General features: G+C 61.9%; 13 protein-coding genes. 4 read left to right on the top strand and 9 right to left on the bottom strand.

Going from position 1 to position 13,695, the window contains the following annotated elements; genetic code table 11:
• On the bottom strand, positions 1-963 hold the full coding sequence (locus tag ACX4ZE_RS08120; RefSeq protein WP_480272695.1) for a nitroreductase/quinone reductase family protein: 963 nt from the start codon (positions 961-963) through the stop codon (positions 1-3).
• A 661-nt stretch (positions 964-1,624) separates the two neighbouring features.
• Between ACX4ZE_RS08120 and ACX4ZE_RS08115 the strand changes: the two genes are divergently transcribed.
• Positions 1,625-2,974, top strand: coding sequence for a serine hydrolase domain-containing protein (locus tag ACX4ZE_RS08115; RefSeq protein ID WP_480272694.1), 1,350 nt, complete (start codon positions 1,625-1,627; stop codon positions 2,972-2,974).
• A gap of 105 nt (positions 2,975-3,079) precedes the next feature.
• On the opposite strand, the gene ACX4ZE_RS08110 is transcribed toward ACX4ZE_RS08115, so the two are convergent.
• The 3 genes from ACX4ZE_RS08110 to ACX4ZE_RS08100 form a co-directional block, all read right to left on the bottom strand.
• Entirely contained in the window at positions 3,080-4,003 is a 924-nt protein-coding gene (locus tag ACX4ZE_RS08110) for an aminotransferase class IV (protein WP_480272693.1), read from the bottom strand.
• A gap of 237 nt (positions 4,004-4,240) precedes the next feature.
• On the bottom strand, positions 4,241-5,275 hold the full coding sequence (locus ACX4ZE_RS08105) for an aspartate-semialdehyde dehydrogenase (RefSeq protein WP_480272692.1): 1,035 nt from the start codon (positions 5,273-5,275) through the stop codon (positions 4,241-4,243).
• A gap of 3 nt (positions 5,276-5,278) precedes the next feature.
• Complete coding sequence (locus tag ACX4ZE_RS08100; protein WP_480272691.1) at positions 5,279-6,544, bottom strand: aspartate kinase; 1,266 nt, start codon at positions 6,542-6,544, stop codon at positions 5,279-5,281.
• Between the two features lie 164 nt (positions 6,545-6,708).
• Between ACX4ZE_RS08100 and ACX4ZE_RS08095 the strand changes: the two genes are divergently transcribed.
• Complete coding sequence (locus tag ACX4ZE_RS08095; RefSeq protein ID WP_480272690.1) at positions 6,709-7,122, top strand: secondary thiamine-phosphate synthase enzyme YjbQ; 414 nt, start codon at positions 6,709-6,711, stop codon at positions 7,120-7,122.
• A gap of 70 nt (positions 7,123-7,192) precedes the next feature.
• On the opposite strand, the gene ACX4ZE_RS08090 is transcribed toward ACX4ZE_RS08095, so the two are convergent.
• Positions 7,193-7,771, bottom strand: a complete 579-nt coding sequence (locus tag ACX4ZE_RS08090; protein WP_480272689.1) for a dihydrofolate reductase family protein — start codon at positions 7,769-7,771, stop codon at positions 7,193-7,195.
• Between the two features lie 241 nt (positions 7,772-8,012).
• On the opposite strand from ACX4ZE_RS08090, the gene ACX4ZE_RS08085 reads away from it, so the two are divergent.
• On the top strand, positions 8,013-8,204 hold the full coding sequence (locus tag ACX4ZE_RS08085) for a DUF1918 domain-containing protein (protein ID WP_480272688.1): 192 nt from the start codon (positions 8,013-8,015) through the stop codon (positions 8,202-8,204).
• 18 nt (positions 8,205-8,222) lie between these two features.
• Here ACX4ZE_RS08085 and ACX4ZE_RS08080 read toward each other — a convergent pair whose 3' ends face one another.
• On the bottom strand, positions 8,223-8,561 hold the full coding sequence (locus ACX4ZE_RS08080; protein WP_480272687.1) for a spore germination protein GerW family protein: 339 nt from the start codon (positions 8,559-8,561) through the stop codon (positions 8,223-8,225).
• Positions 8,562-8,813: 252 nt separating this feature from the next.
• Here ACX4ZE_RS08080 and ACX4ZE_RS08075 point away from each other — a divergent pair, with 252 nt between their 5' ends.
• A complete protein-coding gene (locus tag ACX4ZE_RS08075) occupies positions 8,814-9,272 on the top strand; it encodes an SRPBCC family protein (protein WP_480272686.1) in 459 nt (152 codons plus the stop codon).
• A gap of 88 nt (positions 9,273-9,360) precedes the next feature.
• On the opposite strand, the gene ACX4ZE_RS08070 is transcribed toward ACX4ZE_RS08075, so the two are convergent.
• From ACX4ZE_RS08070 to ACX4ZE_RS08060, 3 genes are all read right to left on the bottom strand, one after another.
• Entirely contained in the window at positions 9,361-10,221 is an 861-nt protein-coding gene (locus ACX4ZE_RS08070) for an ion transporter (RefSeq protein ID WP_480272685.1), read from the bottom strand.
• Positions 10,222-10,332: 111 nt separating this feature from the next.
• A complete protein-coding gene (locus tag ACX4ZE_RS08065; protein ID WP_480272684.1) occupies positions 10,333-11,952 on the bottom strand; it encodes a GMC oxidoreductase in 1,620 nt (539 codons plus the stop codon).
• A gap of 77 nt (positions 11,953-12,029) precedes the next feature.
• Positions 12,030-13,664, bottom strand: a complete 1,635-nt coding sequence (locus ACX4ZE_RS08060; RefSeq protein ID WP_480272754.1) for an alpha/beta hydrolase — start codon at positions 13,662-13,664, stop codon at positions 12,030-12,032.
• Between the last annotated feature and the right edge of the window lie 31 nt (positions 13,665-13,695).

Raw genomic sequence — 13,695 nt, 5'->3', positions numbered from 1 at the left:
TCAGCACTCACCCGAATCGGATTCGGGCTCTGCCGCGTTGTCCGAAGGTGGTGCGTCAGCGACGGCATTGAGTGCGTCGAGGATCGTCTGTTCCTCGAACGCGAAGTGTTCGCGCAGTCGGGCAACCAGGCCGTGAAGCTCGACACGCAGCTCACGCGGATCACTCGCTCCTGGCGTGTACCCTTCTAGCAAGTCACGGATAGAGGCGTTGATCTGGGCTATCACGACATGCTCGGCACGGAGTCGCTCCAGTGTCGGCGCGAGCGCGGGAAACGCCTCCGCCACCATCGGGAACGCGCCGAAGTCCTCGCCTGTGTGGTGTCGTTCGAGCGCTCCGCAGAAGGCCGCGCAGCGTTCACGCATTTGGGCATGGAGCGTTCGTGGTGGCAGCGTCACCGGTGTGGTGGTATCTGCCGTTGCGATGAGCGTGTCGACCTGCGCGAGGACGAGATCCATTTTTGTGGACAGCCATTGGTGTACTTCTTTCAGGAAGTCTCCCATCCCGCGCACCCGGTCGAGCCCATCGCGAGGTAGGAGGGGCTGGATCTCTACCAGCGGGATCACGCGGGATGTCATCTGCTGGTAATCGCCGTAGCCGGGATGCCGGCACACCACCTCGTTCCAGAAGCGATCGCGAAACGCACCGGGCAATACGGACGCGATCGCCGGGTAGGCTTCGGGACCAACCTCGACGGTCACCACCGGATGCGCCCGAAGATTGTGCAGCCACGCTGGATTACGGTCCGTACCGCCAGCAGAGGCGACGACCACACGTGTACCGTCGATGTCCACGTAGCCCAGCGGAGTGGTGCGACGGCGCCGGGTCCGTGCGCCCACAGTGGTCAGCAGAAGCAAGGACGAACCCTGGAACGGGCCACCAACGATGCCTGCGTTCGCGCGGAACTCATCGATGACGCGCTGCTGAAAGTCGACGGCAGGTGAGGGTGAATCGAGTTCGTGCATACGAAGTTCCTTTGTCCGCTCGCGCTGGATTCCGCACCGCCGAGCCTCGCGACCGCACGCGATATCAGGCTGTCGTGAGTTGGCCGGCGCATACCGGCAACGAAAAAACAGGGTGACAGCGCCGTCGAACTTCCTCAGCGGACGAAGGTAGGGCTGAAGCATCGACCTCGCGCGGTGGATGTCTGGCTCCTCGTCCGCCCTCTAACTCGGACTCACTGCATACGGCAGGGACACGAACACCCGAGTCAGCATTCTGCCATCGAAAGCCGGAGCAGATCAACAAATATCAACAACGTCTTGTCCCGCAACAACTAGGCGGCAAAGGAGGGGCGGAGTTCTGGGTTCGGCGCAGCAATGCGACAGTCCAACTGCATGGCGACGATATGGTGCGGTTCCAGAAAGATCACTGGGGATGAACTGTTCCTGATCGTTCCGCGCTTGCGGGGCGGGGCCGCGCGGCAAGCGCGGCATTGTCGACCAATGCGGTGTCGGCGGTGATCGAAAAGGACCGCCCGTCGAACTCGTGCGGCAGCTGCGATCTCGCATCGTGTTACCGACCACGTCCATAACGACGCAAGCTAGCCCCTCAGCGGTAAGACACGCTCAGACTTATCCTGCCTGTTGACCGGATAGTGGCACTCCAGCGCGCTAGCCTCATGCCATGGGGCGTTCCGGTGGATTCTTGACAGGCGTCATGACTGCTTCCCTACTGCTGGGCAATCTGTTCGCAGTGAGCGCGAATGCCGCGCCCAGTGACCAGGTGCATTGCGCGGTCACCTCAGACCGCGATCCGCAGCGGGCCACACCAGAACAGGTCGGGCTGGACTCTGCACGGCTACACGATGCGATGGTGTTCGCGGCCGAACGGAATCGGTTCAACGTACAGGTGTTCCGGCGCAATTGCCTGATCGGCGAAGGGCTGATGAACGACCGGACCGACAATGTCGCATGGAATATCTGGAGTTCGACCAAAAGCATCGTCTCCGTTCTAGCCGGAATCGCTTGGGATCAAAGCAAACTCGATCTCGATGCATCGATCGACCAATATCTTCCCTTCGGACTCGGCAGCCAGGTGCATCGGTCGATCACTGTGGAGAATCTGCTCACCGAGACCTCCGGCATGCAGGTCGGGATACTGACGGAGGGCATAACCGGTGTGATTCCCATCGACCCGAACAGCGCGGTACAGGCACTCGGTATGCCGCTGATCCATCCGCCGGGAGCCGTTTTCACCTACAGCCAGCGCAACGTCGACTTGCTGGCCTTCGTGATCGAACTGGCCGTCGGAGAACCACTGCAACAGTTCGCACAGCGAGAATTGTTCGATCCACTCGGTATCCCTCGCAGCGACTACTACTGGGCCAAGGACCGCTCCGGGCACACCTACGGCTACGCACATCTGTTGATTCCGCCGAAGGATTTCGCCAAACTCGGGCTGCTGGTGAGCAACGACGGGCTGTGGGGCGCACAGCGGATCGTCTCCTCCGATTATCTGCGCAAGGCACGCACACCATCGGCCAAGAACCGGTGCTATGGATATCTGTTCTGGATCGGGCCCGGCTGCGCTGACGTTCCTGGCTTCCTGCCCAGAGACACCTACTCGATGTCTGGTCTCGGAATGCAGAACATCTTCACCGTTCCGAGCCTGGATCTCACTGTCATGTGGACGGGAGTTTTCGGCAATGTCAGTAGCCAAGGCATATCGGGGATCGTGCAGAACACCGAAGAGCTGGCACACGAATTCTTCCGCAAGCTGTTCGACGCGTTCGATGAGCGGCCGATGCCCGATCCTGGGCCGTTCATCGAGCAGCCCGCACGGGTGGACGCGCGTCTGTTCGTCGACTGGGACATCCTGATGTCAGTATTCGGGGTCGGGCCGGCAGCATACCCTGGCTGCAATGTTTTCGCGTGCCTGAATCACCCATTGGCTACGCCGTTCGAAGGCATCCCGCCAGGGTGTGCTGTCCTGGTTTGTCTCGGTCCCGACCCACGCACCCCCGGCATCCGCTGAGCAGCACCGGATCGCTCCACCTGGCCAACGAGCCCAGACCAGGACCCGACACGCTCGAAACGACCTGGAACTCGACTCGAACACCGACAGCAATCCTGTCGGCTTCTACACCTCCTCGGACAGATCGGTGACCCAGCCATGGACGTCGTCAGTGCGCAAAGCGGCATGGTGACGTTTGCGTAAAGCCTGGGAGATCGGGCCTGGAGCGCCCTCGGCGATCAGCCGACCGTCCACCTCGACGACCGGCGCGGCGCCGGAAGAAGTCCCGGTTACGAACACCTCGTCGGCGATATACAACTCGGTGAGGTCTACGGTGCGTTCTATCACCGGAATCCCGTCCTCGGCCGCCAAAGTGAGCACGGTCCTGCGGTTGATGCCGTCGAGGATGTCGCAGGAGACATCGGGAGTGATCAATGTGCCACTGCGGACCAGGAAGATATTGGCCGCGCTGAGTTCGCAGACATGCCCGTTATTGTCGAGAAATATGCAATCGTCGTAGCCACTGTCAATAGCGTCCTGCTTCGCCAGCACCGAATTCACATAGGCGCCATTGACTTTGGCGCGGGAAGGAATCGCATTATCCGGAATGCGTCGCCACGGACTCGACTTCAGACGCATACCGTCTTGCGGAACGATCGGTACCGCATCGTAGACGAACATGCTGACCTGGATCGCGCAGCCGCGCACCCTGGTGCCGGGGATGGACTCTACCACATGCACCGTTGCTCGCACGAAGACATCAACACACGGCGCGTTCCGCCCGATCAGCGCCACAACCGCCGCGCGGAAACGCGCGAAATCCCATTCCTCGGCGAACCGATCGATCCCGATGATCTTGCAGGATTCCTCTAGCCGTTGGAAATGGTCTTCCAGGCGAAACGCTGTGCGTGCTGTCCCTTCCACATGCACGGGAAAGACGGTGTAGACACTCAAGCCGTACAGCACCGCCGATGAGGCGATGCCTACTGTCGCTGCGTCGGCGGTGACGATCCGGTCGCCGAAATACACATGAGGATGAGGTTTCGCCATCGGCGTAGGCTAGCAGCCGCGCCAACCGACAGCGAGAGTTTTCAGCTGCCGCGAGGTCAGGGGCAGTCGTAATGCTTGCCGATGCGGAGAAAACGACTCCCATTCGATGAGGTCGCGTCGACACCGCTACCGGCCTGCAGCTCCTGAACCGATCGACGTAGACGCGCGCCATCACGACCGCCCAGTACCTGCGGAACCACACCTCAACGGCCGGAAAGTCGTGTCAACAGCTCGATATCAGCGGTTGCTGAGCAATACCTCGGCGATCTGAATCGTGTTGAGGGCAGCGCCCTTACGCAGATTGTCTCCGGAGACGAACAGCGCGAGACCGCGACCGTCCGGCACGCCGGGGTCCTGCCGGATGCGGCCGACGAGCGAATCATCGATGCCTGCCGCCGCGAGCGGAGTCGGTACATCGGCCAACCGCACACCTGGAGCCTTCGACAGGATCTCTTCGGCCTGTTCAGCCGAAAGCGGTTCCGCGAATTCGGCATTCACTGACAGCGAGTGACCGGTGAGCACCGGAACCCGCACACAAGTGCCGCTTACCGCGAGATCCGGGATACCGAGAATCTTGCGGCTCTCGTTACGCAGCTTCTGATCCTCGTCAGTCTCACCGGAGTCGTCATCGACCAGCGAACCAGCCAGGGGAAGCACATTGAACGCGATCGGCGCGATATATTTGTTCGGCGCGGGGAAATCCACGGCGCGACCATCGTGAATCAACTTCTCGGCCTCGCCGATCACCGCGCGCGCCTGACTCACCAGCTCTTCCACACCGGCCGAGCCGCTACCGGATACCGCCTGGTAGCTGGACACGATCAGGCGGCGCAGACCCGCGATGTCGTGCAATGGCTTGAGCACCGGCATGGCAGCCATGGTTGTGCAGTTCGGGTTCGCGATGATGCCCTTGACCAGGTTGCGCGTCTGCTCGGGATTGACCTCGCTGACCACCAGCGGCACCTCGGGGTCCTTGCGCCAAGCCGAGGAGTTGTCGATCACTGTTACGCCCGCTGCCGCGAAACGCGGAGCCTGCACGCGAGACATAGTGGCGCCGGCGGAGAACAACGCGATGTCCAGCCCAGACGGATCGGCGGCCTCGGTATCCTCGACGAGGATCTCGCCGCTGCGCCACGGCAGCGACTTCCCCGCCGAGCGCGCGGATGCGAAGAACCGCACCTCGTCGGCCGGGAAGTTACGTTCTTCCAGCAGTTTCCGCATGACGGCACCGACCTGCCCGGTCGCGCCGACGATTCCTACCCGTACACCCATGACCTAGCGCCCCGTTCCCGCGTGAACCACCGCGACCTCGTCGCCACCCAGATCGAACGCCTTGTGTAGCACCGCCACAGCTTGATCCAGTTCGGTGTCCTTGACCAGTACGGAGATCCGGATCTCCGAGGTGGAGATGAGATCGATGTTCACCCCAGCCTTGGCCAGCGCCTCGCAGAAGGTGGCGGTGACGCCGGGGTGACTCTTCATGCCCGCACCGACCAGTGAAACCTTCCCGATGTGATCGTCATAGACCACCTGGGAGAAGCCGATTTCGGCTTGGCGTTTGGTCAACATCTCGACCGCACGCGCGCCATCGGTCTTCGGCAGTGTGAAAGTGATGTCGGTCTTGCCGGTCTCGATCTTCGAGATGTTCTGCAGGACCATATCGATGTTGATCTCCGCGTCGGCGACAGCACGGAACACCTTGGCGGCATAGCCAGGCTCGTCCGGCAGTCCGACCACGGTCACCTTGGCCTCGCTGCGGTCGTGCGCGACGCCGGTGAGGATTGCTTGCTCCAAGGGGATGTCCTCCATCGATCCGAAAACGTAGGTGCCTTGCTTGTCGGTATAGGACGAGCGCACATGCACGGGCACGTTGTAACGGCGGGCGTATTCGACACAGCGCAACATCAGCACCTTGGCGCCGCAAGCCGCCAGCTCCAGCATCTCCTCATGGGAGACCTGTTCCAGTCGCTGCGCGTCGGACACGATCCGTGGGTCGGCGGTAAAGACACCGTCGACATCGGTGTAGATCTCACAGACGTCCGCGTTCAGCGCCGCGGCCAGCGCAACCGCTGTGGTGTCCGAGCCACCACGACCCAGTGTAGTGACGTCCCTGCTGTCTTGACTTACCCCTTGGAAGCCTGCGACCAGCACGACGAGGCCCTCGTCGAGTGCGTCGCGGACCCGTCCCGGGGACACGTCGATGATCTTGGCATTACCGTGCGCGCTCGTTGTGATGACGCCTGCTTGCGAGCCGGTGAACGAGCGAGCCTCGGCGCCGAGAGAATGGATCGCCATGGCGACCAGCGCGTTGGAGATACGCTCACCGGAGGTGAGCAGCATGTCCATTTCGCGGGCCGGCGCCGCCGGCGCCACCTGTTGGGCGAGATCGAGCAACTCGTCGGTAGTGTCGCCCATGGCGGAACAGACGACCACTACATCGTGGCCCTGCTTCTTCGTCTCCACGATCCGTTCAGCGACGCGCCGGATCCGCTCGGCGGTCGCCACCGAGGATCCTCCGTACTTCTGAACCACGAGAGCCACGACAGGGTCCTCCAGAGTAGACAACAAACCGATAACAACACCCCAGCCTACCGACCGGGAGCCAGCGATTTTGTTTCTACCTACCCGCTTGTGCAGTAGCCCACACTCGCGCCGATCCCGGAACCCAGGCCAGAGCCATGGCACAACGGAGGACGATATGCGACATGAAGAGCATACTGTTCGAGGTGAAAACGGGCCGCGACGAAGTGGTACAAGACATCACACCAGAGTGTTCGGCATTCGCGCGTGAGGCGGGTGTAGACGGGCTTCTCCATATCTTCGTGCCCCACGCCACCGCAGGCGTCGCGATCATGGAGTTGGGCGCGGGCAGCGATGACGACCTGCTGGCCGCACTGCGCGATCTGCTGCCCACCGATGACCGGTGGCGACACGCACACGGCTCACGGGGGCATGGGCGCACACACGTGATGCCCGCGTTGATCGCGCCACAGACGACGATCCCGGTGCTCGGAGGGAAGTTAGTTCTCGGCACCTGGCAGTCGATCGCATTGGTCGACCTCAATGTCGATAACCCTGACCGGCAGGTACGGCTATCGTTTCTCACCGACGCGAGCTGACTTTCCGATCGCGGGCGAGTCCGGCCTGGTCGGATAGTCGCGCTGCCTGCCACAAGGCCCACACATATGTTCAGGCTCTGGTGAGCCAACTGATCTGAGTGCCGTTCTCGAACTGCCTGCGCGCAGTCGGGCGGAACAGGGTCGGGCGGAACTCACCGGAGAATACGGACACGCCCGCTCCTGCGACGACCGGATAGCTCTTGATGATCATTTCGTCGATCTCGCCGAGTAGCTCACCTGCGAGTTCGCCGCCACCAACGAGCCAGATGTCTCCGCTATCCCTCCCCTGCTTCAGCTGCCGCACGAGCTCGACCGGGTCGCGCTCGACCAACTCGACGTCTGGGTCGCCTATGCGGCCGAGCGTGCTCGAAACGACGTACTGCTTCATATGCGCATATGGACTGGCCACGCCGGCGGACAATGCGGGCTCGTACGTGCCGCGGCCCATCACCGCGGCACCGAACCGCTTGTTCGGCTCGTCGATCGCCATTCCGATATGCGGACGCACGTGGCTTGGCACGCACTCTGGATATTCGGCATTGATCCAGGCTCCCATGTCGTCACCGAGTGGATAGAAGTCGAATTCGCCCGAGGGGCCCGCGATGTAGCCATCGAGCGACACACCCACGTAGTAGACCAGCTTTCGCATGTCCGGCATCACCCATTTCGCCGTACTCCAACTCCAGCGATATGCGACCCAACACCACAAACAGAGTACTGTCAACGCGAATAAGCCCGAAATGGCAACAAGCACTGGCAGATGCGGCGAACGAGCCCCCGCGCGCGAGAGCACGCGGGTCGGCTTTCCGATGCTGCTCGAACTACGATTGGCGACGACCCGCGCATCGGCCAAGCTTGTGACGTGTAGCACTCCGTCCGATAATGGGGCGATGATGGCACATGTAGGAGATCGGCTCTGCGTACACGGACACGTGGTGGGAGAAGTGGATCACCTGGCCGAGATCATCGAGGTCCGAGGGCCGGATGGGACGCCACCCTATGTGGTGCGCTTCTCCGATGGTCACGAGTCGCTGGTGTATCCAGGGCCCGACGCGATCATCGAACCCGCGACGTCGGATTGAACACCGCGCCGGGATGAGCTAGACGGGCCGCCTGCGGCGGCGCGTCAGGGCGAAGGCGAGGATACCAACGATCAGTACCTTGCCGACCACCTCGATGATCGCGTTGATGTCCACGACCGGGCGCCAGGTGAGCCGACCATCCCGCAGCACATACGCACCGACGGGCCGAGCGGCGAGGCCGAACCCGGCTCCCTCGCCCTCCCCCTCCGCCGTATTCCCGGTTCCGCCACCCCCACCGCCGCCTCGGACCGAGGCGGCGGGGAGAACCACTGTTCCATCCGATGCGTACGGCTCCCCGTAAACCCGGCTGACGGTGATCGAGTCTCGCGCCTGTGCCAGCAGTTCCGCGTATTTCATGACAGTCTCCCGCCCTGACCGACTACGCTGGATTTCCGATTCAATCTTAGGTGAGCCGGCTCGGCGTGACATCACCTTTCCTGAAAGCTTCCATATGGAAATTGTTGAAACAGTTGCCAATCGCTGATCTCGAGCTGATAAAGTCGCGTTATCCAGTTAGCCGAGAATCGGCTGCCTGCCATGAGGTTGACGAAGCCCTCGCATAATGGAGAGAATCGGCCCACTTGTCCACTCGGGGGTCGGAGGTATGCCATGCGCACCACAACAGATATCCGATTCTTCGTCGACGCCGATCCCGCGCAGACCATGGATGCCTTGATCGCCGTCGAATCACTCCCGGTATGGTCACCGGCCTATCACGATGTCCGGATCGCTTCGCGCGACGCGCGACAAAGGCCGCTCCGAGTCTTCGTCAAGGCAGAGCTCCTCGGAAGTTCGGATCTGCAAGTGCTGGAATATGAATGGACCGACTTCCGGGCCTCCTGGTCCGTCGCCGACAGCACTAGAGGGGTAAGAGGCGGCGGCTGGTTCGAGGTATCCGACGGCATCGACGGCACCGATGTCTGGTACCACGCCGAACTCTATCTACCCATCCCGGTTCCCGGTTTTCTACTCAAACGCACCATTCGCAAAGCCAACGAAGTAGTAGTGGATTGCTTCATCGATTTCGCCGAGCAATTTCCGGAATCGGAAAGCTATCAATCCGTATAGCGGAAACGAATAACAACAGGTATCAGCTTTTCTCTGATCATACCGACCGCATGGGAAACCGTATGTTTCGCGCAGCAGCGGGATGAGATCAGGTTCGTGGCATCCCGCTGAGCTGGTCGCGTGCACCGTTCTCCTCCGCAGGCATCTGACCATACTCGGACAGCGGCATCCGGATACCGCCGCGCACCGCATCACGCATCTGATCGATGTTCTCACGCAATAAATCCGAGACGAGCTCATCGGTGCGTGGGTCAGCCAATACCTGGAACACGATACGAAAAGTGGTGTCGGCGATCAGCCGGATGATCTCGTCGTGAAACGGGATATAGCGCATCCTGCCCGCCTGCGGGTCCTTCTTGATCAGTTCGAGAATCATCTCGTCCAGTTCTGCACGGTTCACCTCGAGCGCAGCGGCGATATTGCGAGTGTAGTGGCCGGTGCGCAGCACCTGTGCCACCTCGTCCATCACGGCGATGGTCATCGGCCTGCGGATAGTGTCCACGATGGTCGTCACGAAGCGGTTCACCAACGCGGCGGTTATCCGATCTCCGAATACCCGGTCGGCCACCCTGGCGAGTCGGACCGCGATCACCACAATCCGCAGCAGCCGGAAGCTACGGAAGAACGGGCTGGTCACCGGAATCATGCCGAGGACCTCGTACCAGTAGATGAATGGGAAGGTCCACGACCAACCCGTTCGTCGCCAGCGCCACAGGAACTCCCCCGCGAACACTGCGCACAGTGACCAGTCGATGAGCACAATCGTCTGCCGGATGTTCCCCGCGACCGGAAAGAAGGTGACCCAGAAAACAAGTATTACGGAGACAATGGCCAATCCCAGCATCAGAAAGTCGGTCCATAGCCTGGGCGGCTTGCGCGGATACCCTTGTTCCTGCGACAGTTTCCGCGAGTCGTGGTCGATGTCCCAGCTAGGGGTGAGAACAGACACTACAGATCCCTTCGACGCCGACCGGTGCCGCCGACAGTAGTACGCGCAGAGTGCACTCAGTACAGTTGAAAACGCCTGCTGAGAAGTGATGATTCACTATCGAAGCCGCACTCAGCGACCGGCTCGGATGATCGCTTCGATATTGCGTTCGGCCAGCGCGGCGATGGTGAGCGATGGGTTGACAGTTCCGGTACTGCCAGGAACCGCCGCACCATCCATCACATACAGGCCGGGGTGACCGAGCACCCGCCCATAGTTGTCGGTGGCTCGCCCCAATACCGCTCCGCCGAGCGGATGCGCGGTGAACAATGCGTTCGCGTCATAACCGAGAGCACCGTAATCGATGAGCGAGTCCGCATGTTCGGCGATCCGGTGATCAACCTCTTTGGCAGCGGTAACAACGTGGTCCTGGTTGCGCGCCGACCAACTGAGCCCGACCCCGTTCGTGGACCGGTCGTAGCCGAATCGAGTCCGGGCCGGGTCGAGCACCATGCCGAGCGAAGCAAGCGCACCGGTCTCGAACGGTATTCCGGGGATGTACCAGTTCTCCAAAGTCAAAGGCACCCCGGAGTCGTCGAAGATCCGGCTCGCACTCGGCGCTCCCTGACCGTAACCGGCCAATGCACTGGCGCCTCTAGCGAGCACCACATCGCCATTGGTGCCCCACCCATCACCGATATGCTCGTTCAGACGCGACAGCGTACCGGTGGCCTGAGCACGAACCAGCAACTCGGAGGTGCCGATCGAACCAGCACCGAGGAATAGCCGGTCACAGGTGAGAGTTCTGGTGGAAAGCACTACTCCGGTGGGCAATAGCTTCGTCACAGTGACCGAATAGCGGCCGTTGGCTTCCTGCGCGATGGCCTCGACCCGGTGACCAGGGAAGACCGCGCACCGACCGGTGTCACGAGCGTATTTCAAGTAGTTTTGATTCAGATCGAACTTAGCACCGTTGGAATTACCCAGATTGCTCCTGCCTACCGTGGCCGAAGGACGCATAGCTCCGGCGAGTTCGGCGCGCAGGGTATCCCATTTGAAGATCGAATCGTTCGACCTCAGCTGGTAGCCGGCCTTGCGCACCTGCTCGTCCCAGGCTCTGGTGTGGGTGAACGGCACGGAGTGATAGATGTCCGTCGGCATCCGACTCAACCGCAGCATCCTGCGCACTCGTGGGTAGTAGACGCGCTCCATTTCGGAGTAATCAACGGTTCCACCGAAGATATGGTCGAAGAAGCGACGTTCCGGCGCGATCATGGCGCCAGTGAAAATCACTGAACCACCACCGACCGCCGCCGCACGCCAGACGTCGATGCCCGGATACTCGGTGCAATCCAGCACACCACCGAAGTTGGTGAACTGCATCGTTACCTTGGTGACGCCGGTGAAATGGGTGCGGTGCCAGAAGCCCCGACCATCTGGCAAGTCGTCACCGGTGAAGATCTCCCGCCACGGATCGTTCGGCCAGCGCGAACCGCGCTCCAGCACGGTATTGGCAATCCCCGCCTCGGCCAGGCGCAAGGCGGTTACCGCGGCGCCGAAGCCCGAACCGACGACTATCGCGGGCGAATGCTCAGGCGGGTCCGGAAGCGGCGCGAAGATCTCCGGCACCCAGGCACGGAACATGACCTCCCACATCGGATCCGTGGAGGCGCGGCTGATACCTGCTGCCGTGCCCATGGCACCGAGTAACGCGGCCGTGCCCGCCGCCTTGAACAAGGCGCGTCTACGCAACCCCGGTCACCCTTCATCATCAAGCTCTAGCGTCCGCAGACTACCGGGATCTCCCCTCTAACGCACAGTCGAGGGTGCTATCGATCGAACGGCCGTACGTCGAGTCGACAGGTCGCCCCAGGAGCGGGCAGACGCAGGTCGACGAGATAGCGCTCTTGTAACTTCCGGGTGCAGTCGTTGAGCGTGTCGTGTCCGTATCCCCCCGTCACGACGACCAGTCTGGCGTTCACCAATTCCTGTTGCGCACGCCGCGCGGCGGACAGCGGAGTCACCGGATCGAACTGATTGTTGATCAGCAGAGCCGGAGTATTCGAGCGCAGAATCCATGGTCCGACATAGCGCTGGGCGTATTCTGCTGGAGATGGCCATGAAGCACAGGGTTGGCGCAGATACAGCCAGAATGCGCCATAGGTCGGGCTGACCTCCGCGAACTCCTTTGCCAGTACTGGCCAGCGATCGGGATCACGGGGAAAAGTGTTGTCAGAGCAGGAGATCGCGATAAAAGAATCGAGATCATCGAACGGCCGAGCAGCGGCAGCCAGAATCTCACCGACAGTGTCCGGGTCACCCGCTGGCCCACGCTCCAGCTCGGCCAGCAGTTCGGCCAACACTGGCCAGCCCGCCAAGGAGTCGTTCAACAAGAGTATGTGTGATGAGAGCACCTCGGTATAGGTGACCGTTCTGGTCCGCTCACCCGTCCCCACCACAAGAGGCCCCTCCTGCAGGCGCCGCAGCACAGCATTGTTCCGGGCACGCAGAACGGCGGACCGGTCGAGCTCGCCCGCATTTTCCTGACCTTCCTGCGGCTCGACATCGCTCTCGCCGTCTTCGGCCGCGAAGGCGCACCGCGACAGGCCGGCTTCCGCGCACATTCGCAGGAATTCGCCGAGAACCTCCTCGGTCGCCTGCGCAGTGCTCTCGATCGCGCTGCGTGTGTCGTTGGTATACGCGTCCGGATCTATCATCGACCGGAGATGTAACGCACGCACCCGGTCGCCGAACAGCGCGCCGTACACCTGTCCCAGATAACTCGCATAGGATCCGCCTACATAAGTGAGCTGCTCGTCACCGACCGCACGGCGCAGCAGATCCAGATCACGCACGGCATCAACGGCGGTCAGGTGCCCGAGCAGCGCACCACTGTGTGCCGCGCACCCCGCGGCCAGCTCGCGACTCGCCGCGGCGGCGGCACGCTCCTGTTCCGGATTCACCGGCGGCAGCCATACGCTGGACCAGAACTGCCGCTGCTGCTCGGCATTCGGGAAACAACGCACCTGTCCACTCCTGCCGACGCCACGCTGGTCAAAAGCAACCACGTCGAAACGGCGCGCGATTTCGCCATCGAACAACTCACCCGCAGCAGCCCGACGCAATCCGGAACCGCCCTGGCCACCCGTCGCGGTGAACAAAGTGCCGATTCGCCGTTGCGGATCGGCGGCCTGCTGTCGCACAAGCGCCAGCTCGAGCACCGGGCCCTCGGGGTTCGCATAATCCACTGGCACCGCCGCGGTCGCGCACTGGTATCTGCTCAGCCGCGGTTGGGCGCACTGTGCCCAATCCAACCGCGGCGTCGGCACGGCATCAGCCTGGGCTACCAGGTCCGCAACTGCCGACTCGTGCTCGCTCGGCAATGCGGTACATCCACCCACCGCGGGCAGTGAACCAGCGAGCACGGCAATGACAAGGATCTTCCAGCTGCGCACGCAAATCATCCTGTGCCGTGCGCGGGCGGTCGTCGTCCTT

Source organism: Nocardia sp. TBRC8007 (genome assembly GCF_056629435.1).
The sequence above is the reverse complement of the archived record's forward strand: the minus strand, read 5'-3'. Positions and strand labels throughout refer to the sequence as shown.

Bases quoted from the DNA above. Each gene is read 5' to 3' on its own strand.
- ACX4ZE_RS08120 (WP_480272695.1), bottom strand. From the start codon at position 963: ATGCACGAACTCGATTCACCCTCACCTGCCGTCGACTTTCAGCAGCGC.
- ACX4ZE_RS08075 (WP_480272686.1), top strand. From the start codon at position 8,814: ATGCGCACCACAACAGATATCCGATTCTTCGTCGACGCCGATCCCGCG.
- ACX4ZE_RS08115 (WP_480272694.1), top strand. From the start codon at position 1,625: ATGGGGCGTTCCGGTGGATTCTTGACAGGCGTCATGACTGCTTCCCTA.
- ACX4ZE_RS08105 (WP_480272692.1), bottom strand. From the start codon at position 5,275: ATGGGTGTACGGGTAGGAATCGTCGGCGCGACCGGGCAGGTCGGTGCC.
- ACX4ZE_RS08060 (WP_480272754.1), bottom strand. From the start codon at position 13,664: ATGATTTGCGTGCGCAGCTGGAAGATCCTTGTCATTGCCGTGCTCGCT.
- ACX4ZE_RS08090 (WP_480272689.1), bottom strand. From the start codon at position 7,771: ATGCGAAAGCTGGTCTACTACGTGGGTGTGTCGCTCGATGGCTACATC.
- ACX4ZE_RS08080 (WP_480272687.1), bottom strand. From the start codon at position 8,561: ATGAAATACGCGGAACTGCTGGCACAGGCGCGAGACTCGATCACCGTC.
- ACX4ZE_RS08110 (WP_480272693.1), bottom strand. From the start codon at position 4,003: ATGGCGAAACCTCATCCTCATGTGTATTTCGGCGACCGGATCGTCACC.
- ACX4ZE_RS08095 (WP_480272690.1), top strand. From the start codon at position 6,709: ATGAAGAGCATACTGTTCGAGGTGAAAACGGGCCGCGACGAAGTGGTA.
- ACX4ZE_RS08085 (WP_480272688.1), top strand. From the start codon at position 8,013: ATGATGGCACATGTAGGAGATCGGCTCTGCGTACACGGACACGTGGTG.